The sequence below is a fragment of the Streptomyces sp. NPDC047917 genome (assembly GCF_043204345.1).
GTDB lineage: Bacteria > Actinomycetota > Actinomycetes > Streptomycetales > Streptomycetaceae > Streptomyces > Streptomyces sanglieri.
Genome location: NZ_JBIDCA010000001.1, coordinates 346,170 through 370,409, shown reverse-complemented (window position 1 = coordinate 370,409; position 24,240 = coordinate 346,170). Strand labels below are relative to the sequence as shown.

Genomic DNA, 24,240 nt, shown 5'->3' with positions numbered 1-24,240 from the left:
TCACCATTGAAGACATTGAACCGAACGATCGGTCGGTAGGGAGCCCGGGATGGCGGCAGTGACTGCGGACCAGACAGCGCAGGCGGGAGCGGACAGGCCCGAAGGGGCGGACAGGGCCCTGGAGGCGGCGTTCGACGCCGCCGTGGCGGCGGACGAGCGCATCGAGCCACGCGACTGGATGCCCGATGCGTACCGGGCTTCGCTGGTCAGGCAGATGGCCCAGCATGCCCACTCAGAAATCATCGGCATGCAGCCGGAGGCCAACTGGATCTCGCGTGCGCCCTCGCTGCGCCGCAAGGCGATCCTCATGGCCAAGGTGCAGGACGAGGCGGGCCACGGGCTCTATCTGTACAGCGCGGCGGAGACCCTCGGCACCGGCCGCGAGGAGCTGCTCGACAAGCTCCACGCGGGCCGCCAGAGGTATTCATCGATCTTCAACTACCCGACGCTGACCTGGGCTGACGTCGGCGCGATCGGCTGGCTCGTCGACGGCGCCGCGATCACCAACCAGGTGCCGCTGTGCCGCTGCTCCTACGGTCCTTACGCGCGGGCGATGGTCCGCATCTGCAAGGAGGAGTCCTTCCACCAGCGTCAGGGCTACGAGCTGCTGCTCGCCCTCAGCAACGGCACCCCGGCTCAGCACGAGATGGCGCAGGACGCGGTGAACCGCTGGTGGTGGCCGTCCCTGATGATGTTCGGCCCGCCGGACGACGCCTCGGCCCACTCGGCGCAGTCGATGACCTGGAAGATCAAGCGGCATTCCAACGACGAGCTGCGGCAGCGCTTCGTGGACATCTGTGTCCCGCAGGCGAAGGCGCTGGGGCTCACCCTCCCCGACCCGGACATCCGGTGGAACGAGGAGCGCGGACAGCACGACTTCGGCGCGATCGACTGGAAGGAGTTCCAGGAGGTCCTCAAGGGCAACGGCCCGTGCAACGAGCAGCGCCTCAGCCAGCGCCGCCGGGCACACGAGGAGGGCGCCTGGGTCCGGGACGCGGCGGTTGCCTACGCCGGGAAGCACACAGCAACACACACAGCAGCGAGGAACGGGGAGGCGACAGCATGAGCAGCTCGACCGAATGGCCACTGTGGGAGGTGTTCGTGCGTTCCCGCCGCGGTCTCTCGCACACCCACGCCGGCAGCCTGCACGCCCCGGACGCGGAGATGGCCCTGCGCAACGCGCGCGATCTGTACACCCGCCGTTCCGAGGGCGTCTCGATCTGGGTGGTCCCGTCCGCACAGGTCACGGCCTCCTCACCGGACGAGAAGGACTCCTTCTTCGAGCCGGCCGGTGACAAGCCGTACCGGCATCCGACGTTCTACGAGATCCCGGAAGGGGTGAAGCACCTGTGACCGCGGCCCTCGCCCTGGGCGACGACGCGCTGGTGCTCTCGCACCGGCTGGGGGAGTGGGCGGGCCATGCGCCCGTGCTGGAAGAAGAAGTGGCCCTGGCCAACATCGCCCTGGACCTGCTGGGCCAGGCCCGGCTGCTGCTCTCCATGGCCGGGGACGAGGACGAGCTGGCGTACCTGCGCGAGGAACGTGCCTTCCGCAACGTCCAGCTGGTCGAGCAGCCGAACGGCGACTTCGCCCACACCATCGCCCGCCAGCTCTACTTCTCCACCTACCAGCGGCCGCTGTACGAGCAGCTGGCCTCGGGCAGGAGCGCGTTCGCAGGTCTGGCGGCGAAGGCCGTCAAGGAGGTCGCGTACCACCAGGACCACGCGGAGCACTGGACGCTGCGGCTCGGCGACGGCACGGACGAGAGCCATTCCCGGATGCAGCGCGGCGTGGACGCCCTCTGGCGGTTCACCGGCGAGCTGTTCGAACCGGTCGAGGGCCTGGAGGTCGACTGGCAGTCGCTGCGGAGCGACTGGCTGGAGTCCGTCTCCGCGGTGCTGGACCGGGCCACGCTGACGCTGCCGTCCGGCCCGCGGTCCGGGGCGTGGACGGCGGGTGCGGGGCGCCAGGGCATCCACACGGAACCCTTCGGCCGCATGATCGCCGAGATGCAGCATCTGCATCGCAGCCACCCGGGGGCGTCATGGTGACCGAGACACTCCTGGAGGAGGAGCTGCACCGCATCGCAGGCTCCGTGCCCGACCCCGAACTTCCGGTCCTGACCCTGGACGAGCTGGGTGTGCTCCGGGGCGTGGACGTCCTCGCCCCCGGCAAGGTCACCGTGCGCCTCACCCCGACCTACACGGGCTGCCCCGCGATCGAGGCCATGTCCGCGGACATCGAGCGGGTGCTGCACGACCACGGCATACCGGAGGTCTCCGTGGTCAAGGTGCTCTCACCGGCCTGGTCCACGGACGACATCAGCGCGGAAGGACGGCGCAAGCTGGCGGAGTTCGGCATAGCGCCCCCACGCCCGCACGACGTCACGGCCCCCGCGGGCGGCCCGGTGCCGCTCACGCTCTCGGTGCGATGCCCGCACTGCGGCTCGACCGATACGGAGCTGCTGAGCCGGTTCTCCTCCACCGCGTGCAAGGCGCTGCGGCGTTGCGTGACATGCCGCGAACCGTTCGACCACTTCAAGGAGTTGTAGATGTTCCATCCGCTCCGGGTCCGCGCCGTCGAACGGCTCACGGACGATTCGGTGGCCGTCACCCTCGCCGTGCCGCCCGAGTTGCGCGAGACCTTCCGCCACAAGCCCGGCCAGCATCTCAATGTGCGGTACACGGTCGACGGCGAGGAGATCCGCCGCTCGTACTCGATCTGTTCCCCGGCAGTCGAGGAACCGGCCGGTCCGGTACTGCGGGTGGGCATCCGGCTCGTCGACGGGGGCGCGTTCTCCACGTACGCCCTGAAGGAACTCTCCGTCGGTGACGTGGTCGAGGCGATGTCTCCGATGGGCCGCTTCGTGCTGGAGCCCCGCGCCGGACGCTTCGCGGCGATCGTCGGGGGCAGCGGGATCACGCCGGTGCTGTCGATCGCGGCCACGCTGCTGGCGCGGGAGCCCGACGCCCACTTCTGCCTGATCCGCAGCGACCGGACAGCGCTGTCGACGATGTTCCTGGACGAGGTCGCCGACCTCAAGGACCGCTATCCGGACCGGTTCCAGCTGGTCACGGTGCTCTCCCGGGAGGAGCAGCAGGCAGGCCTTCCCTCCGGCCGGCTGGACCAGGACCGGCTCACCGAGCTGCTGCCCGCGCTGCTTCCGACGGCCGAGGTGGACGGCTGGTACCTCTGTGGGCCGTTCGGGCTGGTCCTGGCGGCGGACCGGGCGCTGCGCGGTCTGGGTGTCGACCGGACCCGCGTCCACCAGGAGATCTTCCACGTGGACGACGGCCCGAGCGCGTCCACCCGTCCCCGGATCGAATCACCGGCCCACAGCAGGCTCACCGCGACCCTGGACGGCCGCTCCGGCACCTGGCCCGTGGAGGAGGGCGAATCGCTGCTGGAGACCGTGCTGCGCAGCCGCGCCGACGCACCGTACGCCTGCAAGGGCGGGGTGTGCGGGACCTGCCGGGCGTTCCTGGTCTCGGGCGAGGTGCGGATGGACCGAAACTTCGCGCTGGAGCCCGAGGAGACGGGCGCGGGCTATGTGCTGGCGTGCCAGTCCCATCCCGTCACGCCGGAGGTGGAGCTCGACTTCGACCGCTGACCGACCCCGTCGCCGCTCCTCCCGTGTTCCCTTCTCATAGAACCTGTTCTATCTTGACGATCCGTCAGATCCGGGCGGGCATTCGGGTGGCACCGGTCAACGGGAGGCCAGGACAGTGGACTTCACCTTCACCGAGGAACAGCAGGCGGCCGCGGAGGCAGCGCGCGCGGTCCTCTCGGGAGTCGTACCGGACGGGGTTCCCAGCCCCGCTCTGGTGCCGGGCGCGGTGGCCGAGGACATCGACCGCCCGCTGTGGGCCGGGCTCGCGTCGAGCGACCTGCTGAGCCTGACGCTGCTGCCCGAACACGGCGGTGCCGGGCTCGATCTCGTCGCGCTGTGCCTGGTGTTGCGCGAGTCCGCCAAGGTGCTCGCGAGGGTGCCGTTGCTGGAGACGTGCGCAGTCGCGATGGCGCTCCAGCGGTACGGAGACCCAGGGCTGGCCGCCGAGTTGCTGCCCCGGATCGGCCGGGGCGAGCTGGTCCTCACCGCCGGGTCCAACGGCCGCTCCGGCCACGATCCGGCCGAACTCGCGGTCAAGGCCCGCCGGAAGGCGGGGACGGGGACCTCCGGGAAGGACACGGCCCCGGGCAGGGCCGCAGCCACCCCTGCCGATGCCTCTGTCGGCTGGGTGCTCGACGGGATGCAGTCGGCGGTGCCATGGGCGCAGGCGGCGGACTGGATCGCGATTCCGGCCCACACGGACGAGGGCCGGGCGGTCGTCGCCCTGGTCCGGTCCGCCCAGGACGGCGTCACCCTGGCCGAGCAGGTCTCCACCAGCGGCGAACGGTTCGCCGAGGTCCGGTTGGAGTCGGTACGTATAGACGACCGCGCGCTGATCGACGGCGCCGGGGCCTGGGAGTGGCTGCGCGCGCTCCTCACCACCGGGACGTGCGCGCTGGCGCTGGGCCTGGGTGAGGCCGTGCTCGCCATGACGAGCCAATACACCGGCAAACGCGAACAGTTCGGCTTCCCGGTGGCGACGTTCCAGTCCGTCGCGGTACAGGCGGCGGACCGGTACATCGACCTGCGCGCCATGGAAGTGACGCTCTGGCAGGCGGCCTGGCGGATCTCCACCGGGGCCGACGGGGCACTGCCTGCCGAGGGCGACATCGCCGTGGCGAAGATCTGGGCATCGGACGGAATCCGGCGGGTCGTACAGACGGCACAGCACCTTCACGGCGGTTTCGGCGCGGACACGGACTACCCACTGCACCGTTTTCACGCCTGGGCGAAGCAGATCGAACTGTCCCTCGGCCCGGCGGCGGCCCACGAGGAGGCACTGGGCGACCTTCTGGCCGCACACCTGCTCGGCTGACCCCGGTCGAAGCACCTGCCCGGCCGGCGTCGGCCGAACGTCGGACAGCCACCCGGCAGCCGGCCTACAGCCGACCGGCAACAGGGCCGTCCCGCCCGACGCCGCCCCGGTCAGGAGCGCCCCGGCCCGATACGGCTCAGCGGCCGGGCACAGCTCTGCGGATCAGAGCACGAAGGCCGGGTCGCCGCTGTCCGTGACCATCGGGCGTCCGGCACCGTCCCAGGCGAGCATCCCGCCGTCGACGTTCACGGCGTCGATGCCCTGCTGCACCAGGTACTGCGTGACCTGGGCCGACCGGCCTCCGACCCGGCACATGACGTGCACGCGCCGACCGTCGTCGGCGGCCTCGGTCAGCTCACCGAAGCGGGCCACGAAGCCACTCATCGGGATGTGCAGAGCGCCCTCGACATGCCCGGCCGCCCATTCGTTGTCCTCACGGACGTCCAGCACGAAGCCGTCCGACGGCACCGCCGCGACGTCCACCGAGGGCAGCGGGGCGAAATTCATGGGTCATGCCTTCTCTCGTACGTACGCTCCAGAGTCACCCGGAACGCTACTGCACCATCCCCGCAAGCTCCGCCTCGCGCTGCGAGACCTCGCCCAGGAGCTGCTCGGCGATCTCGTCGAGCAGCCGGTCCGGATCGTCCGGCGCCATCCGCAGCATGGACCCGATCGCACTCTCCTCCAGCTCCTGGGCGAGCACCGTCAGAAGCTCCTTGCGCTGGGTCAGCCAGTTCAGCCGGGCGTAGAGCTCCTCGCTCTCGCTGAGCTCCGTCTCCGGGGCCGCCGGGCCCGCCGCCCATTCCTGCGCCAGCTCCATCAGGAGCGCCTCGTCCCCCCGCCCGTACGCGGCGTTCACCCGGGCGATGAACTCGTCCCGGCGGGCCCGCTCCGTCTCGTCCTGCGCCAGGTCCGGGTGGGCCTGGCGCGCCAGGTCGCGGTAGAGCTTGCGCGCCTCCTCGGTCGGCCGGACCCGCTTGGGCGGCCGGACCGGCTGCTCGGTCAGCATCGCCGCAGCCTCGGGGGAGAGCCCGTCGGAGTCGATCCAGTCGTGGAAGAGCTCCTCGACGCCGGGCATCGGCATCACGACAGCCCGGGCCTCCTGCGCCTTGCGGATGTCCTCCGGGTCACCCGTCCTGGCGGCCCGGGCCTCCGCGATCTGTGCGTCGAGCTCATCGAGGCGGGTGTACATGGGCCCGAGCTTCTGGTGGTGCAGCCGGGAGAAGTTCTCCACCTCGACCCGGAAGGTCTCCACCGCGATCTCGAACTCGATCAGCGCCTGCTCCGCCGCCCGAACCGCCCTCGCGAGCCGAGCCTCGGGCCGCTCCCCCTCAGCACGGCCGTCCGTCCCGCCATCGGCGTCACCGCCCGCCGGTCCGCCGGCTTCCCCGTCTGCCGACCCGTCTGCAGCCGCATCGGCAGGCCCGCCCCCGGCGCTGCCCGCAGCAGCACCGGAACCACCGTCAGCACCGGTCTCCGGACCGGCGCCGGCCGGTCCGTACTGCTCGGACGGCCCGCCCTGCCCCTGCTGCCCAAGCGGCTCGTTCGGGGCATGCTGCGCGCGCTGCCGGTCGCTGTCCTGCCGGTCATCGTCGTTCCGGGTGGTCGGCACCCCGGCGGCTTCGTGGGTCACCCGTCCAGCGTATGGCCACCGCCCACGTCTCCAGGACACGCGGTCGGCCCGATGCCCCTCAGACGCCCAGTTCGGCGGCTATCCGCCCCGATCCGACGGCCCGCACCAGCTCGGCGTGATCCGCCTCCGCACGGTCCGCGTAGGTGACCGCGAACGCCGCCACCGCCTCGTCCAGTTCCTCGTTCTTGCCGCAGTAGCCCGCGATCAACCGGGGATCGGCGGTGTGCGCGTGGGCCCGTGCCAGCAGCGCCCCGGTCATCCGGCCGTAATCGTCGACCAGGTCGGCCGCCAGCGCCGCCGGGTCCACGCTGCCCTTGCGGTTCCTGAACTGCCGGACCTGGAACGGGCGCCCGTCCACCGTCGCCCAGCCCAGCAGGATGTCGCTGACCACCTGCATCCGCTTCTGCCCGAGCACCACCCGGCGCCCCTCGTGCGCCACCTCCGGCACCTCGAAGCCGACCGCCGGCAAATACGGCGCCAGCACGGAGGGACGAGCCTCCTTCACCTGGAGCACCAGGGGCTCTCCGCGGTGATCGAGCAGGAGCACCACGTACGACCGGGTGCCGACGCTCCCGGTACCGACGACCCGGAACGCCACGTCGTGGATCGCGTACCGAGCAAGGAGCGGAACCCGGTCCTCCGAGAGCGTGCCCAGATAGTCGCCGAGCCCCGCCGCGACCGCCGCGGCCTCCTCGTCCGGCACCCGCCGCAGCACCGGCGGCGCGTCCATGAAGCGGCGTCCGCCGTTCCCCGCGTCCTCGGTGGACTTGGCCGCGAAGCGGGCGCTGGTGTTGTTGCGCGCCTTCTCCGAGACCCGCTCCAGGGTGCCCAGGAGATCCCGCGCATCGGTGTGCGAGACCAACTCCTCGTCCGCGATGGCGTTCCAGGCGTCGAGCGCGGGCAACTTGGCCAGCAGCCGCATCGTCCGCCGGTACGCGCCCACCGTGTCGTACGCGCCCTGCCGGCAGGTGTCCTCGTCCGCCCCGGCCTCGCGCCCGGCGAGCACCAACGAGGTGGCCAGACGCTTGAGGTCCCACTCCCAGGGGCCGTACACGGTCTCGTCGAAGTCGTTGAGATCGATGACCAGGCTGCCCCGCGCATCGCCGTACAGTCCGAAGTTGGCCGCGTGCGCGTCGCCGCAGAGCTGGGCCCCCACCCCGCTGACCGGTGTGCCCACCAGGTCATGGGCCATCAGCCCGGCCGAACCGCGCAGAAAGGCGAAGGGTGTGGCAGCCATCCGCCCCACCCTGATCGGGGCGAGAGCCGGCACTCTGCCCAGGCTCGACTCCTCGACCGCCCGCACCGCGTCGGGCCGCCCGGCCGGCAGGTCCACAAACGCGTGCGAGGCCCTGGGCACCCGTTCCCGTATCCCCTTGCCCGTCGCCTTCGGCGACTGCGCCGCACCCCCGCCCGCCGCAGCCGCCCGTCGCGCGAATCCGGGCACGACCGGAATCCGCCGATCACCTGTCACGGCCCGCTGGACCGGCACTGTCGCTTCGATGTCACCCATGGCGCGCAGCCTCCCCCGCTCTCGCCCTGCGCCTTGGCCCGGCGCCCTGTCGCAGATCAGCAGATCAATCAATTGCGACGAAGGTACCGCCGTCGGCCGAAAGCCGTCTGCCCCTGTGGAAAACCCATCTTGCGACCTGTGGACAACGATCCGTCCTGGTCAGACGCCGACGGTCTCCTCCAACTCCTCCTCGATCTCCTGCGCGTCGCCCGCCTCGGTCCGGGCCCCGGCCCTGGTCCTGGCGGCGTGCCCGGGCCCGTGCGCCCCGCCGGCCTCGGCGGAACCCGCGACAGCGGCGGCGTCGGCCGCCGTCTCCACCGCGGCCCTCCGTCGCTTCGACTCGGCCAGGCCCGCCAGACCGATCAGGGCCATGCCCACCACGAACCAGAGGGCGAGCACCAGCACGTGTCCGCCGAGCGCGTGTCCGCCGAAGTACACATGGCTGCGTACGCCCTCGACGAAGCCCGCACCGTTCCAGAAGGAGTGCAGCGAGGCGAAGAAGCCGGACTGGAGTTCGGGCCGGAAGATGCCGCCGGAGCTGGTGAAGTTGAGCATCACGAACAGCACCATCAGGCTGAGCGTCGTCCACCGCTTGAGGAAGGTGTGCAGTCCGACCCCGATCAGCAGGATGCCCGCGGAGTACAGCCAGGCCATCGCCCAGAGACCGCCGAGCCCATGGTCCACGAGGCTGAACACCGGCCCCGCGAACGCCACTCCGATCACGCTCACCACCAGCGAAGCGGCGACGGCCAGTGCGGCCCTGATCCGCAGCGCCAGCACGGCACCCGCGCCACCGATGACCGCGACCGACGCGTACGAGCCGATGCTCACCGCGACCAGCAGGAAGAAAATGCCCTGGCCGGTCGGATCGCCATCCGCTGTCGGTGCCGTGTCCGTCACCTTCAGCGGGTCGCCCTGTCCGGCGGCAACCTTGGTGAACACCTTTTCGACCACCGTGGCGGTGGTGTCCGAGGAAGCGCCGGCCACGAGCAGTTCGGGGTGCTTCCCCGGCAGGTAGGCGCCGTAACTCGCCTGCGTCTTCAGGTGGTCCACCGCCGCGGCGCGGTCGGGAACCGTACGTACGCTCAGCGCCCCGTCGCCCCTGTCCTGCAGTGTCTGCGCGAGCACCTGCGCGCTCGGCCCCGAACCGACCACGTCCACCCGGAGATCATGCGGCTCCGGGGCGTGGAAGGCCCCGAGGTAGGCGAGCCCCATACCGATGCACATCAGCAGCGGCGTGACGAAATGGCCCAGCACATGACGGAGAGCTGCGGCGGTGGAACCGGGGGCGGCACTCGGGCCTGCGGACATGCGGAACACTCCAATGGTTGGCTTTTACAACTCCTAATTCGTTGTACTATACAACTGAAAGTCGAGAGCCGCGAAACGGAAGGCGGAACAGTGCCAGGCACCCCCGAGGACCGCGAGGAGTCGCTGGATGTCATCCAGCGGGAACTGACCGCCTTCGCGCGCCGCGCCCGAGCCGCGGCGGCCCGCCTCCACCCGGAGCTTCCGCTGGTCTCGTACACGCTGCTGGCACACATCGAGGACCGGCACGGCTGCCGTGCGACAGATCTCGCCGCCCACTACATGCTGGACAAATCGACGGTCAGCCGGCAGATCGCCACCCTGGAGAAGCTGGGACTGGTCGAGCGCCACCCGGACCCGGACGACCACCGGATCCAGGTGCTGCATCCCACCGCGGCCGGAACCCAGGCCCTCGCCTCCACCCAGGCCAGCCGTCGCACGGCCTACCAGGAACGCCTCGCGGACTGGACGGAAGAGGATCTCGCCCGGTTCGCCGAGTACCTGCTGCGCTACAACTCGGCGGGCAACACCACCACGACCACCACCCAGGCGCCGCGATCCTGACCGGGTGGTCCCGTCGACGCCATCGGCATCTTTCGGCCCCATCGGACCACAGGAAGTCTCAAACCAGACGTTTCACGTGAAACAAGAATCCGGGCGCGAACCGGCAAAAAGTGCGCGACCGGATCCGGGAACGAAGAAGCCCCACAGACCGTTGGCCTGTGGGGCTTCCTACTTGTGCGCGAGGGGGGATTTGAACCCCCACGTCCCTAAGGACACTGGCACCTGAAGCCAGCGCGTCTGCCGTTCCGCCACTCGCGCAAGAGTGGTGTTTCCAGACTCTCTCTCACTGTTTGGTGCGAGCGCCTGGCGACATCCGGAAGATTAGCACGCTGGACAGGGTGGATTCACATCCGTTGTTTCACCGACCGACCAGAGGGAACCGGGAACGCCGAGCGGCCGCCCCCACTCCTCCTCTGTGCACCCCGCGTGCGGGACACTGTGAGGAGGCCACCTCTACGATCCGTGTGAGAGGTGACACTCATCCACAGGGCAGACAAGGGGAACCAGCCGATTTCCCTACGCGTGGATACGATCAGTAAGCAGTACAGGGACGACTACAACGGAGGAGGTGCCCCATGGGAGTCATGAAGCGTTTCGAGCAGCGTCTCGAAGGTCTGGTCAACGGCACCTTCGCCAAGGTCTTCAAGTCCGAGGTCCAGCCGGTCGAGATCGCGGGAGCCCTCCAGCGCGAGTGCGACAACAACGCGACGATCTGGAACCGCGAGCGGACCGTCGTCCCCAACGACTTCATCGTCGAGCTCAGCACCCCCGACTACGAGCGGCTCAGCCCGTACTCGGGCCAGCTGGGCGACGAGCTCTCCGGGCTGGTCCGCGACTACGCCAAGCAGCAGCGGTACACCTTCATGGGCCCCATCAAGGTCCACCTGGAGAAGGCCGACGACCTCGACACCGGGCTCTACCGGGTACGCAGCCGCACCCTGGCGTCGAGTTCGTCACAGCAGGACCCCCAGGGCCGCCAGGGACTGCAGGGCCAGCCTCCCCACCCGGGTCCCGGCCGGTCCGCCCAGCCCACCGGCGGCTACGGATACCCGCCCAGCCCCGCCCCGCCCATGCCCGCGGCCCCGCCGCCGGGCACCGGCAGGCCCGGCGCACCCAGCACCGACCGGCACCCGCCGGCCGGGCCCAGCCCCCTGCCGAACGCGCAGGTGCGACGCTGGATCGAGATCAACGGCACCCGCCATCAGATCTCCCGCCCGACGCTGGTGCTGGGACGCAGCACCGACGCCGACGTGCGGATCGACGACCCCGGCGTATCGCGCCGGCACTGTGAGATCCGGACCGGAACGCCCTCGACGATCCAGGATCTCGGGTCCACCAACGGCATCGTGGTGGACGGGCAGCACACCACCCGCGCTACGCTCCGCGACGGCTCGCGGATTGTCGTGGGCAGCACCACCATCGTTTACCGGCAAGCCGAAGGGTGAAGCGGGGGCAATGTCAGAGCTGACCCTGACGGTCATGCGGCTAGGTTTCCTGGCTGTTCTGTGGCTGTTCGTGATCGTGGCCGTTCAGGTCATTCGCAGTGACCTGTTCGGAACGCGCGTCACGCAGCGCGGCTCACGCCGCACTGCGAACGACGCACGGCCTCCACAGGCACGCCAGAATGCTGCGGCGCCGCCGCAGCAACGCCAGCAGCCGGGCCGGCAACGCCGGGGGGCACCCACGAAGCTGGTCGTCTCCGAAGGCAGCCTCACCGGCACCACGGTGGCGCTCCAGGGGCAGACCATCACGCTGGGCCGGGCGCACGATTCAACAATCGTGCTGGACGACGACTACGCGTCCAGCAGGCATGCCAGGATCTACCCCGACCGTGACGGCCAGTGGATCGTCGAGGATCTCGGGTCCACCAACGGCACGTATCTCGACCGGACCCGGCTCACCACCCCGACACCCGTTCCGCTGGGCGCGCCGATCCGGATCGGCAAGACCGTCATCGAGCTGCGGAAGTAGTACGACAATGAGCGAGCGGAGCGAGCGAGCCGCGGCGGTCCGGGCAACGGCCCCCGCCCGGCTCCCGACCGGAGGGTGGGCAGTGTGGCTCGAGACCGGCTATACCCCGAGCCGACGGGAGAGGTGCGCATGAGTCTTTCCCTGCGCTTCGCCGCCGGATCGCACAAGGGCATGATCCGGGAGGGCAACGAGGACTCCGGCTACGCCGGGCCGCGCCTTCTCGCGATCGCCGACGGCATGGGCGGCCAGGCAGCCGGTGAGGTCGCCAGTTCCGAGGTGATCTCCACGCTCGTCCAGCTCGACGACGACGTCCCGGGCTCGGACATCCTCACCTCGCTCGGTACCGCGGTCCAGCGGGCCAACGACCAGCTGCGCGTGATGGTCGAGGAGGACCCCCAGCTGGAGGGCATGGGCACCACGCTCACCGCCCTGCTCTGGACCGGCCAGCGCCTCGGTCTCGTCCATGTCGGCGACTCCCGCGCGTACCTGCTGCGCGACGGCGTGCTCACCCAGATCACCCAGGACCACACCTGGGTGCAGCGGCTGGTCGACGAGGGCCGGATCACCGAGGAAGAAGCGACCACCCACCCGCAGCGTGCCCTGCTGATGCGGGCACTGGGCAGTGGCGAGCACGTCGAGCCCGACCTCTCCATCCGTGAGGTCCGGGTCGGCGACCGCTATCTGATCTGTTCCGACGGGCTGTCCGGCGTCGTCTCCCACCAGACCCTGGAAGAGACGCTCGCCAGCTACCAGGGTCCGCAGGAGACCATCCAGGACCTGATCCAGCTCGCCCTGCGCGGCGGCGGCCCCGACAACATCACCTGCATCGTCGCCGACGTCCTCGACGTCGACAGCAACGACACCCTGGCCGCTCAGCTCAACGACACCCCGGTCATCGTCGGCGCGGTCGCCGAGAACCAGGCGGCGCAGATGAGCGACGCCGAGAGCACGGCCGCCATGCAGACCCCCGCCGGACGGGCGGCCGGCCTCGGCCGGTCCGTACCGCCGCCCTCGGGGGGCTTCGGCCCGCCCGGAAGCGGCGACGACGGCGGCTACGGCGGGATGCCCGACGGCTCCTTCGACGCGTACACCGACGACGACTTCGTCAAGCCCGGTGGCGGCCGCAAGTGGCTGAAGAGGTCCCTGTACACCGTGCTGGCGCTCGCCGTCGTCGGCGGCGGCCTCTACGGCGGCTACCGCTGGACACAGAGCCAGTTCTACGTCGGCGCGAAGAACGAGCACGTCGCGCTGTTCCGCGGCATCAGCCAGGATCTGGCCTGGGTCTCGCTCTCGGAGGTCGAGAAGGACCACCCCGAGATCGAACTCAAGTACCTCCCGCCCTACCAGCGCAAGCAGGTCGAGGCCACCATCGCCGAGGGCAACATCTCCGCCGCCCGCGAGAAGATCGGCGAACTCTCCGTCCAGGCGTCCGCCTGCAAGAAGAACGCCGAACGACGAGCCGCCGAGAAGGCCGGCGCCGACGAGGCCCAGGCACCGGGTACGGACACGGAGTCCACCGGGACCACCAGTGGCGCGAAGACGTCCGACGCCGCCAAGACCAAGCCGACCAAAACTCCCACTCCTGGTCCCAGCCTCTCGGAGGAAGAGAAAAAGCTGGTCCCGCAGTGCGGTAAGCAGTAAAGCCGTAGGGGGCCTTCAGCACCATGAGCGTTGTCACCAATACGACCACGATCGGCGCGATCGACGCACCGAGCCGCCGCAACACCGAACTGATGCTGATGGTCTTCGCCGTCGCCATCTCGGTGTTCGCCTATGCCAACGTCGGACTCGCCCTCAACGGCGAACTGCCCTCCGGCATGCTCGGATACGGGCTCGGACTCGCCCTGCTCGGCGGCATCGGCCACCTCGCCGTCCGCAGATTCGCCCCGTACGCGGACCCGCTGCTGCTACCGCTGGCGACGCTGCTGAACGGGCTGGGACTGGCCATCATCTGGCGTCTGGACCAGTCCCCGCGGTTCCAGGCAACCGAGAACTTCGCACCCGCCGCCTCCAAGCAGCTGCTGTTCTCGGCCGCGGGCGTCGCGCTGCTGGTCGTGGTTCTGCTGGCCCTGAAGGACCACCGCATCCTGCAGCGCTACACCTACATCTCCATGTTGGTGGCGCTGTTCCTGCTGATCCTTCCGATGTTCTTCCCCGCGGTGAACGGCGCCAAGATCTGGATCAAGATCCCCGGCGTCGGCACGATCCAGCCGGGAGAATTCGCCAAGATCATCATTGCGGTGTTCTTCGCCGGCTATCTCATGGTCAAACGGGACGCGCTGGCCCTGGCCAGCCGCCGCTTCATGGGCCTCTATCTCCCCCGGGGCCGTGACCTCGGCCCCATCCTCATGGTCTGGGCCTTCTCGATCCTGATCCTGGTCTTCGAGACGGACCTGGGCTCGTCCCTGCTGTTCTTCGGCATGTTCGTCGTGATGCTGTACGTGGCCACCGAGCGCACCAGCTGGATCGTCTTCGGTCTTCTGATGTCCGCGGCGGGCGCCGTCGGTGTGGCCACGTTCGAACCCCACGTACAGCAGCGTGTGACCGCCTGGCTCGACCCGTTCGACGGCTGGGGCAAGCTGGCGGCCAGCGAGCAGATGGCCAAGTCCCTGATGGCCTTCGGCTCCGGCGGCACCCTCGGCACCGGGCTCGGTCAGGGCAACTCCGACCTGATCGGCTTCGCCGCGAACTCCGACTTCATCCTCGCCACGGTCGGCGAAGAGCTCGGCCTCGCCGGGATGATGGCCATCCTGCTCGTCTACGGCCTCATCGTCGAGCGCGGCGTCCGCACCGCCCTCGCCGCTCGCGACCCGTTCGGCAAGCTCCTCGCGATCGGGCTCTCCGGCTCCTTCGCCATCCAGGTCTTCGTCGTCGCCGGCGGTGTCATGGGGCTCATTCCGCTGACCGGTATGACCATGCCGTTCGTCGCGGCAGGTGGATCGTCGGTCATCGCCAACTGGGCCCTGATCGGCATCCTGCTCCGGATCAGCGACACCGCGCGCCGCCCCGCCCCGGCCCCAGCGCCCTCGCCCGATGCCGAGATGACCCAGGTGGTCCGACCGTGAACAAGCCCCTTCGCAGGATTGCGCTCTTCTGCGGACTGCTCGTCCTCGCTCTCCTGGTTCGCGTCAACTGGCTCCAGTACGTCCGCGCCGACGAACTGAACGGGAACGAGCACAACCGCCGTGTCCAGATCGAGCGGTACGCCCACGAGCGCGGCAACATCATCGTCGACGGATCCCCCATCACCGGGTCCGTCGAAACCAAGGGCAGCGACTTCAAGTACAAGCGGGTCTGGAAGAACGGCCCCATGTGGGCACCCGTCACCGGGTACTCCTCGCAGGCGTTCGACGCCTCGCAGCTGGAGAGCCTTGAGGACGGAATCCTCACCGGCAACAGCGACCAGCTGTTCTTCGACCGCACGCTGTCCCTCTTCAACGGCAAGAAGAAGACCGGCGGCAACATCGTCACCACCCTCAACGGCGCCGCCCAGAAGGCCGCCTTCAAGGGACTCGGCGACAAGAAGGGCGCCGTGGCCGCGCTCGACCCGCAGACCGGCGCCATCCTGTCCCTGGTCAGCACCCCTTCGTACGACCCGTCGGTCTTCGCGGGCAATTCCCTCAAGGACGCCGAAGCCCGCCAGCAGCTCCTGAAGGACAAGGACAAGCCGATGCTCAACCGGGCATTGCGCGAGACCTACCCGCCCGGCTCGACCTTCAAGGTCGTCACCGCCGCCGCGGCCCTGGAGAACGGGCTGTACAAGGGGATCGACGACAAGACGGACTCCCCGCTGCCCTGGCGGCTCCCCCTGACCACCGGCAACCTCGCGAACGAGGGCAACATCCCGTGCGAGAACGCCACGCTCCGGGAAGCGCTGCGGTGGTCCTGCAACACCGTCTTCGGCAAGATGAGCGATGACCTCGGCAACCAGAAGATGATCGACGAGGCCGGCAAGTTCGGCTTCAACAAGGAGATCTTCACCCCGGTCCGGGCCGACGCCAGCGTCTACCCCAAGGACAACCGTCCGCAGAACGCCATGGCCGGCATCGGCCAGGCGTCCAACCGCGCCACCCCGCTCCAGATGGCGATGGTCGCCGCGGCCGTGGCCAACGACGGAAAGCTGATGCAGCCGTACATGGTCGCCGAGCGCCAGGCCCCCAGCCTGGACGCGATCTACACGCACGAGAAGGAGCAGTTCAGCCAGCCCCTCTCGGGCGAGAACGCGCAGAAGCTCCAGCAGATGATGGAAACGGTCGTCAAGAGCGGCACGGGAACCAAGGCCCTCATCGACGGCGTCACTGTCGGCGGCAAGACCGGTACCGCCCAGCACGGCCTGAACAACAGTGAGAACCCGTACGCCTGGTTCATCTCGTACGCCAAGACCGACAGCGGCTCCCCGGTCGCCGTCGCCGTGGTCGTCGAGGACAGCCAGGCCAACCGCGACGACATCTCCGGCGGCGGCCTGGCCGCCCCGATCGCGCGGGCCGTGATGGAGGCGGTCATCGACAGCAAGAAGTGACGCCCATCACATTGGGTGCCATACCTGCACATCGGGATACCGGTCAGGTATCAGGTCCGGACTCCGGGCCGATCAGGTAGTGCGCGGCCGGTAGCGTATGCGCGAGCAGCACACCGCCGGACCACACACCGGTGCGGTCGGGACTGACGGAGAGGGCTGAAACAGTTATGGAAGAGCCGCGTCGCCTCGGCGGCCGGTACGAGCTGGGCTCGGTGCTCGGCCGTGGTGGCATGGCCGAGGTCTACCTCGCACACGACACCCGGCTCGGCCGCACCGTAGCTGTGAAGACGCTCCGCGCCGATCTGGCCCGCGATCCGTCCTTCCAGGCCCGGTTCCGCCGTGAGGCCCAGTCCGCCGCCTCGCTCAACCACCCGGCGATCGTCGCCGTCTACGACACCGGCGAGGACTACGTCGACGGGGTCTCCATTCCGTACATCGTGATGGAGTACGTCGACGGGTCGACGCTCAGGGAGCTACTGCACTCCGGCCGCAAGCTGCTGCCCGAGCGCACCCTTGAGATGACCGTCGGCATCCTCCAGGCGCTGGAGTACTCGCACCGCGCCGGGATCGTCCACCGGGACATCAAGCCGGCGAACGTCATGCTGACGCGCACCGGTCAGGTCAAGGTCATGGACTTCGGCATCGCCCGCGCCATGGGCGACTCCGGAATGACGATGACCCAGACCGCCGCCGTCATCGGCACCGCCCAGTACCTCTCCCCGGAGCAGGCCAAGGGCGAGCAGGTCGACGCGCGGTCCGACCTCTACTCGACCGGCTGTCTGCTCTACGAGCTGCTGACGGTACGGCCGCCGTTCATCGGTGACTCACCGGTCGCGGTCGCCTACCAGCACGTGCGGGAAGAACCGCAGAAGCCCAGCAATTTCGACCCCGAGATCACGCCCGAAATGGACGCGATCGTGTTGAAGGCCCTGGTCAAGGACCCCGACTACCGGTACCAGTCGGCCGACGAGATGCGCGCCGACATCGAGGCCTGCCTCGACGGCCAGCCGGTCGCCGCCACCGCTGCGATGGGCGCGGCCGGTTACGGCGGCTACGACGGATACGGCAACGACCAGCCGACCACCGCGCTGCGCGCCGCGGACCAGAACGGCGCGCAGACGTCGATGCTGCCCCCGGTCAACCCGGACGACGGCGGCTATGGCTACGACGACCGCCCGGACCGCCGCCGCCAGAAGAAGAGCAACACCTCGACGATCCTGCTGATCGTGGCGGGTGTCCTGGTGCTGATCGGCGCGATCCTGATCGGCCAGTCGGTGTTCAGCAACCGCGACAGCGACGGCGACAAGATCGATGTGCCGAACATGGTCGGTTCGACCGTGAAGGAGGCCGAGCGGCTCGCGGACAACGCCGGCATCGTCCTGAAGATCGGCTCGTCCAAGCCGTGCGAGGACCAGCCCAAGGGCAAGATCTGCAGTCAGACCCCGACCGACGACGAGACGATGGCGAAGAAGGAGACCGTCACGGTCGTCGTCTCCACCGGGGCTCCGAAGATCGATGTCCCGGACGTCGTGGAGAAGACCGAGGCGACGGCCCGCAAGGACCTCGAAGCCAAGGGCTTCACGGTGAACGTCACCTCGGTCGAGTCCGAGAAGACCCCCGGTACGGTCATCAACCAGAACCCCAAGGGCAACACGAAGGCCGAGAAGAACTCCGAAGTCACCATCACGGTCGCCAAGCAGGCCACCCAGAAGGTGCCGAACGTGGCCGACCGTGACTACAACGCGGCCGTGGCCCAGCTCAACGGCCTGGGCTTCACCAACGTCTCCAGGACCGACGTCGATTCGGAGAAGCCGGCGAACCAGGTGATCAGCCAGACGCCGCCCCCCGACTCGATGCAGCCGCTGACCACCCAGATCGTGCTGACGGTCTCCAAGGGCCCGCAGCAGCCCGAGCAGACCACGGTTCCGGATCTCCAGGGCAGGACGCTCGGGGAGGCCAAGGGCCTGCTCACCGCGGCCGGACTGCAACTCGGCCAGGTGCAGGGGCCGAACGACGACAACGCCAAGGTCGTCACCTTCCAGCCCGGCGCGAACCAGCCGGTCGACAAGAACAGCGCGGTCAACGTGGTGACCATGCCGGGCGGCGGAAACGGGAACATCTTCGGTGGCCCGTCCGGCGGACGGCGCTGACACCGATACACCGCCCCGAAGGGCCCCGGCGCCACACGGCGACCGGGGCCCTTCGTCGTACCCACCACGTGCCCGCCGAAGACCGTGCCTGCCGGAGACCCTGGCCGCCGGAGACCCTGCCTGCCGAATGCGGTGCCTGCCGAAAGCCGTGTCCGTCAGGCGTCCGGCGGGAACTGCGGGACAGCTGTCAGCGCAGCTCCGCCGGCTTCGTACGGTCCTTGTCCACCTTCTCCGTACGCACCAGCTCGCCCCACACGATGTAGCGGTACTTCGACGTGTAGACCGGCGTGCAGGTCGTCAGCGTGATGTAGCGGCCGGGCTTCTTCGCGCCCGACCCCTTCGGCACCTCCTGCAACACGTCGACGTTGTACTTCGACGTCTCGGGAAGCTCCTTGAAGACCTTGTAGACGTACCAGGTGTCCTTGGTCTCGAAGACGACAGCGTCCCCGGTCTTCACTTTGTCGATGTTGTGGAACTTGGCGCCGTGCCCGTCACGGTGGGCGGCCAGGGTGAAGTTGCCCTTCTTGTCCCACGGGAGGGCCGACTTCACCGGCTCCGTGTAATAGCCCGCGATTCCGTCGTTCAGGTTCTCGGTGTCGGTGCCCTTCTTGACCAGCACCTCGCCGTTCTTCATCGACGGGACGTGCAGGAAGCCGATGCCGTCCTTGGTGTCCAGCGCGCCCGGCCCGTCCGCCCAGCGGTCGCGGATGGTGTGGCCCTGTTTGGTGGCCTCACGGTCGGCGAGCACATTCGTCCACCAGAGGGAGTAGACGACGAAGAGTCCGAGCACCAGGCCCGCCGTGATCAGGAGTTCACCGAAGAGACTGACCGCGGTCGCGACGGGATGGCGACCCCTGCGCCGGGGCGGGGGCGCGGACTCGCCGGTTCGCTCTTCGTGCTCGGTCCTCGCTGTCACCGCACCCGTCCCTGTCGTGATGATGTTTCAGCCCACGAGCGCGTCGGGCTTCCCCTCGCTGCGCGGTCGTTCGTCGACCATCTTGCCCCAGACGATCAAACGGTACGTACTCGTGAATTCCGGCGTACAGGTCGTCAGAGTGATGTACCTGCCCGGCCCGTTGAACCCGGAATCGCGCGGCACCGGGTCGATCACCGAGACGTTGGACGGCGATGTCTGCGGCAGGGTCCTGGCCGTCTCGTACGTGTAGTACGCGTCCTGCGTCTCGACCACGATCAGGTCGCCGGGGTTCAGCCGGTTGATGTAACGGAACGGCTCGCCGTGCGTGTTGCGGTGCCCGGCCAGGGCGAAGTTGCCCTTCTTGGCGGAGGGCATCGCGGTGCGGAGCGTGCCCTCGCTGTAGTGGCCGACCATGCCCCGGTCGAGGACCTTCTCCTTGCTGATGCCCTCGGCGATCGGAGCGACCACATCCAGCTTGGGGATGTGGATGATGGCGAACCCCCGCCCCGCTTCGAACTCCCCGGGGCTGCGGTCGCCCTTCGCCCAGTCGTCCTGGATCTTGTGCGTCTCCTTGCCGGCGTACTGGTCGGCGCGCACATTCGTCCACCACAGCTGATAGGTGACGAACAGCAGCATCAGCACGCCGAGCGTGATGAACAGCTCGCCGGTGACCCGGCTGGCCACCACGGCCGGGCTGTCCTTGGCCGCACGTGCCGCACGCCGTGCCTCGACGCGCGACATCGGCCTGTCGGGCTGCGTGGCGGCGGTCGACGCGGCCTCCGGGCGCTGATCGGCACGGCGCCGGCCCCGGCCCTTGGCGGCGCGACGGCGCTCGGCACGGCCTCCGGTACGCGGCTCCGCACCGGTGTCGTCGGAGCCCTCACCGGGGTCCGACGCGGAGCGCGGAATCGCGGAGTACGAGTCGGGGTCCGCCGCCGGTATCGCTGCTCCAGCTGCCTCAGCGACCTCGGCGAAGATCTGCGTGTCGCCCACCGGATCCGGGTCCGGAACCGGCCGGCCGGCCGTCGCCGCCCGGCCGTCCGACCGGTGGGCGCCGGCCGTCCGTGGGCCGACCGCCTCGTCGCCGACCGGGAAGGCGACGGCAAGGGGCTGCGTCAGCTCCTCCGGCACGGGCTGCCGCGGAACCGGCTGCTGCGCCATGGGCGGCGGCACGGGCCTCGTCTGTTGCTCCGGGACGGGCGTCGGCACGGATGCCGGTGCAGCCGCCGCCTGCGGGCCGTACCAGTCCCGTGCGAACCCTTCCGGGTCGTACCACTCCTGCGGGGCGCTCCGGGGGCTCTGTGCCCCGTACGACGCCTGTGTCGGGGGCGGCCCCTGTTGCGGCTGTGCCGGTCCGTCCGGGGCACGGTGCTGTCCCCGTCCGGCCGCCGGCGCCTCGGTCGGCCCGGTCGGCCCGGTCGGCCCGGTCGGCCCGGTCGGAGCATCGCCGGACCTGAACCACGGCGAGGTGCGAGGCCCCGGCAGCGGATCGTTCAACGGGTCGGCCAGCCGGTCGACCGCCGCCTCGAACGCTCCGGCCGCCCCGTACGCCCCTGGCTCGTACGGGCCGTCCTGGCCGGCATCGGGTTCGGGGCGGTGCGAAGTCACGCGGCGGCCTTGCCCACCACCGGTGCGAGCCCCGCCGACCGTGCGACGGCTCCCGTGTCGCCGCACTGCACCAGCCAGTTGGCCAGCATCAGGTGCCCGTGCTCGGTCAGCACCGACTCCGGGTGGAACTGCACGCCCTCCACCGGCAGCTCACGGTGGCGCAGTCCCATGATGATCCCGTCGGCCGTCCGCGCCGTCACCTCCAACTCCGCCGGAACGGTGTCCGGTTCGGCGGCGAGCGAGTGGTAGCGGGTCGCGGTGAAGGGGGACGGGAGGCCGGCGAAGACGCCCGTGCCCTCATGGGTCACCTTCGAGGTCTTGCCGTGCAGCAGCTCGGGAGCGCGGTCCACGACACCGCCGTACGCCACCGCCATCGACTGCATCCCGAGGCAGACCCCGAAGACCGGGACACCCGTGGCCGCGCAGTGGCGCACCATCTCGACACAGACGCCCGCCTGCTCCGGGGTGCCGGGACCGGGCGACAACAGGACGCCGTCGAAGCCGTCCTGGGCGTGTGCCGTGGTCACCTCGTCGTTGCGCAGCACCTCGCACTCGGCGCCGAGCTGGTAGAGGTACTGGACGAGGTTGAAGACAAAGCTGTCGTAGTTGTCCACGACGAGAATGCGGGCACTCATTGTCCGCCCTCCGTCCCGGTCGAGCCGTCGACCGTCACATCTCCGAACGGAAGCAGCGGCTCCGCCCAGGGGAAGACGTACTGGAAAAGCGCGTAGACAACAGCCAGTACCAACACGAGCGAGATGAGCGCACGCACCCATGCGTTGCCCGGCAGATGCCGCCAGATCCAGCCGTACATGTTGTCCCCTCCATTCGGTACGAGACCAGACTAAAGGGCCGGGGCAGAAGCGTGGGTCAGCTGTGGAAAGCCGCCGGCTCGCCCTCGGACACCGGCCGGGTGGCATCGAGGTGGGCCCAGGCGATCAGCCGGTGGCTGCTGCCCCACTCCGGGTCGCAGGTGGTCAGCGTGAGATAGCGGCCGGGCCCGTCGAATCCGGACTTGCGCGGGACGGGGTCGATGACCCCGATGTCGCTCGGCACGGTCCGGTAGGGCGGCTTGTCGATGCGGTACGTGAACCACGTCGTGCCGTCGCTCAGCACCACCGCGTCGCCCGGACGCAGCTTCGGGAAGTCCTTGAACGGGTCGCCGTACGTACGGCGGTGTCCGGCCACCGCGAAATTGCCCGTCGCACCGAGGCGGGCGGTCCCCAAGTAGTGGCCGAGGCCCTTTTGCAGGGTCCGGACCCCGGTGTTCTCCAGGACGGGCCACTCCCAGTCCTTGCCGAAGCGGGGGATGTACAGCATCGCGAACGGCTTGCCGTCCCGGTAGGCGGCGGGAGCGGGAGGCCGCCCGTCCGGCGTCCTCGGCGTCGGGGTGGGCTGCGGCGCGGGTGCGGACACCGGGCCCTGCGCCCACCGGCTGCGCAGGTCGTCGATCTGCCCCTCGGTGGCGTCGGCCGCCTTCACCCCGGTCCAGAACAGCACGTACACGACAAAGAGAACGATCAGGGCACCGACGGTGACGCAGAGTTCGCTGAACGTCCTGACGATCAGTCGCACCGACACCTGGCCGGCCTCCCCACAGCCGCTCGCCGATTCACAGCTTCGCGGCCGCCCGTTACTGCTCCACGGGCTCCGCGTAGTGGAGGTCCACTGTGCCCGAGTAGCCGGGAAGAGTCACCGCCTCGTGCTCATCGACTTTCCAGCCGAGCCCGTAAGCCTTCACATACAGCAGGTAGTTGCTGATCGCCGGGGACTCGCTGAGCGCCTGCTTGAGCTTGCCCGGGTCGCCGACCGCGGTGATCTTGTACGGCGGGGAGTAGACCCGGCCCTGGAGGATCAGGGTGTTGCCGACGCAGCGCACCGCGCTGGTGGAGATCAGCCGCTGGTCCATGACCTGGATGCCCCGGGCGCCGCCCTGCCAGAGGGCGTTGACGACCGCCTGGAGGTCCTGTTGGTGGATGACCAGGTCGTTGGGCTGCGGGTCGGGGTAACCGGGGTTGGCGGTGGCGTTGGGCGGGGCGTCGTTGAGGGTGACGGACACCGACCGGCCGGTGAGCTTCGTGGTGCCGCCGGCCCGCTCCAGTTCCTTGAGCCGGGCCTCCTCCGCCTCGGTGCTGCCGTCGTCCCGCCGGACGAGGGCGTCGATGTCGTCGCGCACGGCCGCGGTGGTCTCGTCCAGCTGGGCGTTCTTGTTGCTGCGCTGCTGGATGAGGTCGGAGAGCTTCAGCAGCGAGGAGTCGGTCCGGATGTTGGTGCCCTTGGCCGTGTTGGCGCTGGTGACGAAGATCAGTCCGGCCAGGGCGAACACGGCAGCGGTGAGCACACGGGCCGGGTGCCGGAAGGTGCGCCGGACCGGGCCTTGGGGGGAGTCGGCAGAATTGCTCAACGTACCCTTATCTCCTTCGGCGCCAGGGAAGCACTACGCTAACGGACGCCCGAGGTAGGCAGCATTCTCCTCGAGCTCCGCCCCGGCGCCAGCCACAGTTCCCTGCGCGGTCACGCAGCGCATCGACAGGAGAGTTCCTCGTGCCGAAGTCACGTATCCGCAAGAAGGCCGACTTCACGCCCCCTCCGGCGAAGCAGGCAACCAACATAAAGCTGACCAGCCGCAGCTGGGTGGCGCCGGTGATGCTGGCGCTCTTCCTGATCGGTCTGGCCTGGATCGTCGTCTTCTATGTGACGGACGGCGACCTGCCGATCAAGGACCTGGGGAACTGGAACATCGTCGTCGGCTTCGGCTTCATCGCCGGCGGCTTCGGCGTCTCCACACAGTGGAAGTAGCACGACGACAGAAGTAGCACAGCGACGCAAGTAGTACCGCGGCGGAGCCGGCACGCGGCCTTCATGGTCGCGTTGCCCTCTGCACAGCGGGGCCCCGTCCCGCAACCCTTGCCCCGAGTTACCCACAGCGTTATCCACAGGCAGGGGAAAAGGTCAGACGATCTGTGGATAACTCCCTGACGGTTGACGCCGATGTGACTGCAGTCTCCCCCATCGGGGGATGACACGCCCCTTGTCCCTGCTGGAAAAACCCAGCTCAGCGACAAGGGGCACAGTTGTTCCCACAGAATGCACAAGATCTGGCACCCGCTGTGGACAACCAGGGCTGTGGACGTGC

General features: G+C 69.3%; 24 protein-coding genes and 1 tRNA gene. 14 read left to right on the top strand and 11 right to left on the bottom strand.

Going from position 1 to position 24,240, the window contains the following annotated elements:
• Positions 1 to 49: 49 nt before the first annotated feature.
• From paaA to ACGF8B_RS01585, 6 genes are all read left to right on the top strand, one after another.
• The gene (paaA, locus tag ACGF8B_RS01610) at positions 50 to 1,066 is read left to right on the top strand and encodes a 1,2-phenylacetyl-CoA epoxidase subunit PaaA (RefSeq protein WP_392733748.1); all 1,017 of its coding nucleotides are present in this window, start codon (positions 50 to 52) and stop codon (positions 1,064 to 1,066) included.
• Positions 1,063 to 1,353: a 1,2-phenylacetyl-CoA epoxidase subunit PaaB gene (gene paaB, locus ACGF8B_RS01605; protein ID WP_093548044.1), complete on the top strand. Its 291-nt coding sequence runs from the start codon at positions 1,063 to 1,065 to the stop codon at positions 1,351 to 1,353. The genes paaA and paaB overlap by 4 nt, the downstream gene beginning before the upstream one ends.
• On the top strand, positions 1,350 to 2,051 hold the full coding sequence (gene paaC / locus ACGF8B_RS01600; protein ID WP_392733746.1) for a 1,2-phenylacetyl-CoA epoxidase subunit PaaC: 702 nt from the start codon (positions 1,350 to 1,352) through the stop codon (positions 2,049 to 2,051). Before paaB ends, paaC begins: the two co-directional genes overlap by 4 nt.
• The gene (paaD, locus tag ACGF8B_RS01595) at positions 2,045 to 2,551 is read left to right on the top strand and encodes a 1,2-phenylacetyl-CoA epoxidase subunit PaaD (protein WP_342280215.1); all 507 of its coding nucleotides are present in this window, start codon (positions 2,045 to 2,047) and stop codon (positions 2,549 to 2,551) included. Before paaC ends, paaD begins: the two co-directional genes overlap by 7 nt.
• Positions 2,552 to 3,610, top strand: a complete 1,059-nt coding sequence (locus ACGF8B_RS01590; RefSeq protein WP_392733744.1) for a 2Fe-2S iron-sulfur cluster-binding protein — start codon at positions 2,552 to 2,554, stop codon at positions 3,608 to 3,610.
• Positions 3,611 to 3,725: 115 nt separating this feature from the next.
• The gene (locus tag ACGF8B_RS01585) at positions 3,726 to 4,925 is read left to right on the top strand and encodes an acyl-CoA dehydrogenase family protein (protein ID WP_392733742.1); all 1,200 of its coding nucleotides are present in this window, start codon (positions 3,726 to 3,728) and stop codon (positions 4,923 to 4,925) included.
• 162 nt (positions 4,926 to 5,087) lie between these two features.
• On the opposite strand, the gene ACGF8B_RS01580 is transcribed toward ACGF8B_RS01585, so the two are convergent.
• From ACGF8B_RS01580 to ACGF8B_RS01565, 4 genes are all read right to left on the bottom strand, one after another.
• The gene (locus tag ACGF8B_RS01580) at positions 5,088 to 5,432 is read right to left on the bottom strand and encodes a rhodanese-like domain-containing protein (RefSeq protein WP_342280218.1); all 345 of its coding nucleotides are present in this window, start codon (positions 5,430 to 5,432) and stop codon (positions 5,088 to 5,090) included.
• A 46-nt stretch (positions 5,433 to 5,478) separates the two neighbouring features.
• Complete coding sequence (locus ACGF8B_RS01575; protein WP_392733739.1) at positions 5,479 to 6,558, bottom strand: J domain-containing protein; 1,080 nt, start codon at positions 6,556 to 6,558, stop codon at positions 5,479 to 5,481.
• Between the two features lie 58 nt (positions 6,559 to 6,616).
• Positions 6,617 to 8,068, bottom strand: a complete 1,452-nt coding sequence (locus tag ACGF8B_RS01570) for a DUF2252 domain-containing protein (RefSeq protein ID WP_392733738.1) — start codon at positions 8,066 to 8,068, stop codon at positions 6,617 to 6,619.
• 159 nt (positions 8,069 to 8,227) lie between these two features.
• Positions 8,228 to 9,379 (bottom strand): hypothetical protein, encoded by a 1,152-nt coding sequence (locus ACGF8B_RS01565; protein WP_392733736.1) that lies wholly within the window; start codon positions 9,377 to 9,379, stop codon positions 8,228 to 8,230.
• Positions 9,380 to 9,469: 90 nt separating this feature from the next.
• On the opposite strand from ACGF8B_RS01565, the gene ACGF8B_RS01560 reads away from it, so the two are divergent.
• Entirely contained in the window at positions 9,470 to 9,940 is a 471-nt protein-coding gene (locus ACGF8B_RS01560; RefSeq protein WP_392733733.1) for a MarR family winged helix-turn-helix transcriptional regulator, read from the top strand.
• Positions 9,941 to 10,115: 175 nt separating this feature from the next.
• Here the strand turns inward: ACGF8B_RS01560 and ACGF8B_RS01555 are convergent.
• A tRNA-Leu gene (locus ACGF8B_RS01555) sits at positions 10,116 to 10,198 on the bottom strand.
• 317 nt (positions 10,199 to 10,515) lie between these two features.
• Between ACGF8B_RS01555 and ACGF8B_RS01550 the strand changes: the two genes are divergently transcribed.
• The 6 genes from ACGF8B_RS01550 (at position 10,516) to pknB (ending at position 18,580) form a co-directional block, all read left to right on the top strand.
• Positions 10,516 to 11,385: an FhaA domain-containing protein gene (locus ACGF8B_RS01550; protein WP_392733731.1), complete on the top strand. Its 870-nt coding sequence runs from the start codon at positions 10,516 to 10,518 to the stop codon at positions 11,383 to 11,385.
• 10 nt (positions 11,386 to 11,395) lie between these two features.
• Positions 11,396 to 11,911: an FHA domain-containing protein gene (locus tag ACGF8B_RS01545; protein ID WP_072487556.1), complete on the top strand. Its 516-nt coding sequence runs from the start codon at positions 11,396 to 11,398 to the stop codon at positions 11,909 to 11,911.
• 129 nt (positions 11,912 to 12,040) lie between these two features.
• On the top strand, positions 12,041 to 13,552 hold the full coding sequence (locus ACGF8B_RS01540) for a PP2C family protein-serine/threonine phosphatase (RefSeq protein WP_392733729.1): 1,512 nt from the start codon (positions 12,041 to 12,043) through the stop codon (positions 13,550 to 13,552).
• 23 nt (positions 13,553 to 13,575) lie between these two features.
• Complete coding sequence (locus ACGF8B_RS01535) at positions 13,576 to 14,976, top strand: FtsW/RodA/SpoVE family cell cycle protein (protein ID WP_392733727.1); 1,401 nt, start codon at positions 13,576 to 13,578, stop codon at positions 14,974 to 14,976.
• Positions 14,973 to 16,430 carry a penicillin-binding transpeptidase domain-containing protein gene (locus ACGF8B_RS01530; protein WP_392733725.1) on the top strand — a complete coding sequence of 486 codons (1,458 nt, stop codon included), beginning with the start codon at positions 14,973 to 14,975 and terminating at the stop codon, positions 16,428 to 16,430. Before ACGF8B_RS01535 ends, ACGF8B_RS01530 begins: the two co-directional genes overlap by 4 nt.
• A gap of 167 nt (positions 16,431 to 16,597) precedes the next feature.
• Positions 16,598 to 18,580: a Stk1 family PASTA domain-containing Ser/Thr kinase gene (gene pknB / locus ACGF8B_RS01525; RefSeq protein ID WP_392733723.1), complete on the top strand. Its 1,983-nt coding sequence runs from the start codon at positions 16,598 to 16,600 to the stop codon at positions 18,578 to 18,580.
• Positions 18,581 to 18,767: 187 nt separating this feature from the next.
• Here pknB and ACGF8B_RS01520 read toward each other — a convergent pair whose 3' ends face one another.
• Genes ACGF8B_RS01520 through ACGF8B_RS01495 form a run of 6 tightly spaced genes read right to left on the bottom strand, consistent with a single transcriptional unit; the run spans position 18,768 to position 23,508 of the window.
• On the bottom strand, positions 18,768 to 19,496 hold the full coding sequence (locus tag ACGF8B_RS01520; protein ID WP_392733721.1) for a class E sortase: 729 nt from the start codon (positions 19,494 to 19,496) through the stop codon (positions 18,768 to 18,770).
• A 27-nt stretch (positions 19,497 to 19,523) separates the two neighbouring features.
• Positions 19,524 to 21,104 carry a class E sortase gene (locus tag ACGF8B_RS01515; protein ID WP_392733719.1) on the bottom strand — a complete coding sequence of 527 codons (1,581 nt, stop codon included), beginning with the start codon at positions 21,102 to 21,104 and terminating at the stop codon, positions 19,524 to 19,526.
• Positions 21,101 to 21,739 (bottom strand): aminodeoxychorismate/anthranilate synthase component II, encoded by a 639-nt coding sequence (locus tag ACGF8B_RS01510; RefSeq protein ID WP_342280231.1) that lies wholly within the window; start codon positions 21,737 to 21,739, stop codon positions 21,101 to 21,103. Before ACGF8B_RS01510 ends, ACGF8B_RS01515 begins: the two co-directional genes overlap by 4 nt.
• Positions 21,736 to 21,918, bottom strand: coding sequence for a hypothetical protein (locus ACGF8B_RS01505; RefSeq protein ID WP_266914546.1), 183 nt, complete (start codon positions 21,916 to 21,918; stop codon positions 21,736 to 21,738). Before ACGF8B_RS01505 ends, ACGF8B_RS01510 begins: the two co-directional genes overlap by 4 nt.
• A gap of 56 nt (positions 21,919 to 21,974) precedes the next feature.
• On the bottom strand, positions 21,975 to 22,685 hold the full coding sequence (locus tag ACGF8B_RS01500) for a class E sortase (RefSeq protein WP_392733717.1): 711 nt from the start codon (positions 22,683 to 22,685) through the stop codon (positions 21,975 to 21,977).
• A gap of 52 nt (positions 22,686 to 22,737) precedes the next feature.
• A complete protein-coding gene (locus tag ACGF8B_RS01495) occupies positions 22,738 to 23,508 on the bottom strand; it encodes a DUF881 domain-containing protein (RefSeq protein ID WP_392733715.1) in 771 nt (256 codons plus the stop codon).
• Positions 23,509 to 23,648: 140 nt separating this feature from the next.
• On the opposite strand from ACGF8B_RS01495, the gene crgA reads away from it, so the two are divergent.
• Positions 23,649 to 23,903, top strand: a complete 255-nt coding sequence (gene crgA / locus ACGF8B_RS01490) for a cell division protein CrgA (RefSeq protein ID WP_093548084.1) — start codon at positions 23,649 to 23,651, stop codon at positions 23,901 to 23,903.
• Positions 23,904 to 24,240: the final 337 nt, after the last annotated feature.

Bases quoted from the DNA above. Each gene is read 5' to 3' on its own strand.
- paaA (WP_392733748.1), top strand. From the start codon at position 50: ATGGCGGCAGTGACTGCGGACCAGACAGCGCAGGCGGGAGCGGACAGG.
- paaB (WP_093548044.1), top strand. From the start codon at position 1,063: ATGAGCAGCTCGACCGAATGGCCACTGTGGGAGGTGTTCGTGCGTTCC.
- paaD (WP_342280215.1), top strand. From the start codon at position 2,045: ATGGTGACCGAGACACTCCTGGAGGAGGAGCTGCACCGCATCGCAGGC.
- ACGF8B_RS01590 (WP_392733744.1), top strand. From the start codon at position 2,552: ATGTTCCATCCGCTCCGGGTCCGCGCCGTCGAACGGCTCACGGACGAT.
- ACGF8B_RS01580 (WP_342280218.1), bottom strand. From the start codon at position 5,432: ATGAATTTCGCCCCGCTGCCCTCGGTGGACGTCGCGGCGGTGCCGTCG.
- ACGF8B_RS01570 (WP_392733738.1), bottom strand. From the start codon at position 8,068: ATGGGTGACATCGAAGCGACAGTGCCGGTCCAGCGGGCCGTGACAGGT.
- ACGF8B_RS01565 (WP_392733736.1), bottom strand. From the start codon at position 9,379: ATGTCCGCAGGCCCGAGTGCCGCCCCCGGTTCCACCGCCGCAGCTCTC.
- ACGF8B_RS01550 (WP_392733731.1), top strand. From the start codon at position 10,516: ATGGGAGTCATGAAGCGTTTCGAGCAGCGTCTCGAAGGTCTGGTCAAC.
- ACGF8B_RS01545 (WP_072487556.1), top strand. From the start codon at position 11,396: ATGTCAGAGCTGACCCTGACGGTCATGCGGCTAGGTTTCCTGGCTGTT.
- ACGF8B_RS01540 (WP_392733729.1), top strand. From the start codon at position 12,041: ATGAGTCTTTCCCTGCGCTTCGCCGCCGGATCGCACAAGGGCATGATC.
- ACGF8B_RS01535 (WP_392733727.1), top strand. From the start codon at position 13,576: ATGAGCGTTGTCACCAATACGACCACGATCGGCGCGATCGACGCACCG.
- pknB (WP_392733723.1), top strand. From the start codon at position 16,598: ATGGAAGAGCCGCGTCGCCTCGGCGGCCGGTACGAGCTGGGCTCGGTG.
- ACGF8B_RS01510 (WP_342280231.1), bottom strand. From the start codon at position 21,739: ATGAGTGCCCGCATTCTCGTCGTGGACAACTACGACAGCTTTGTCTTC.
- ACGF8B_RS01505 (WP_266914546.1), bottom strand. From the start codon at position 21,918: ATGTACGGCTGGATCTGGCGGCATCTGCCGGGCAACGCATGGGTGCGT.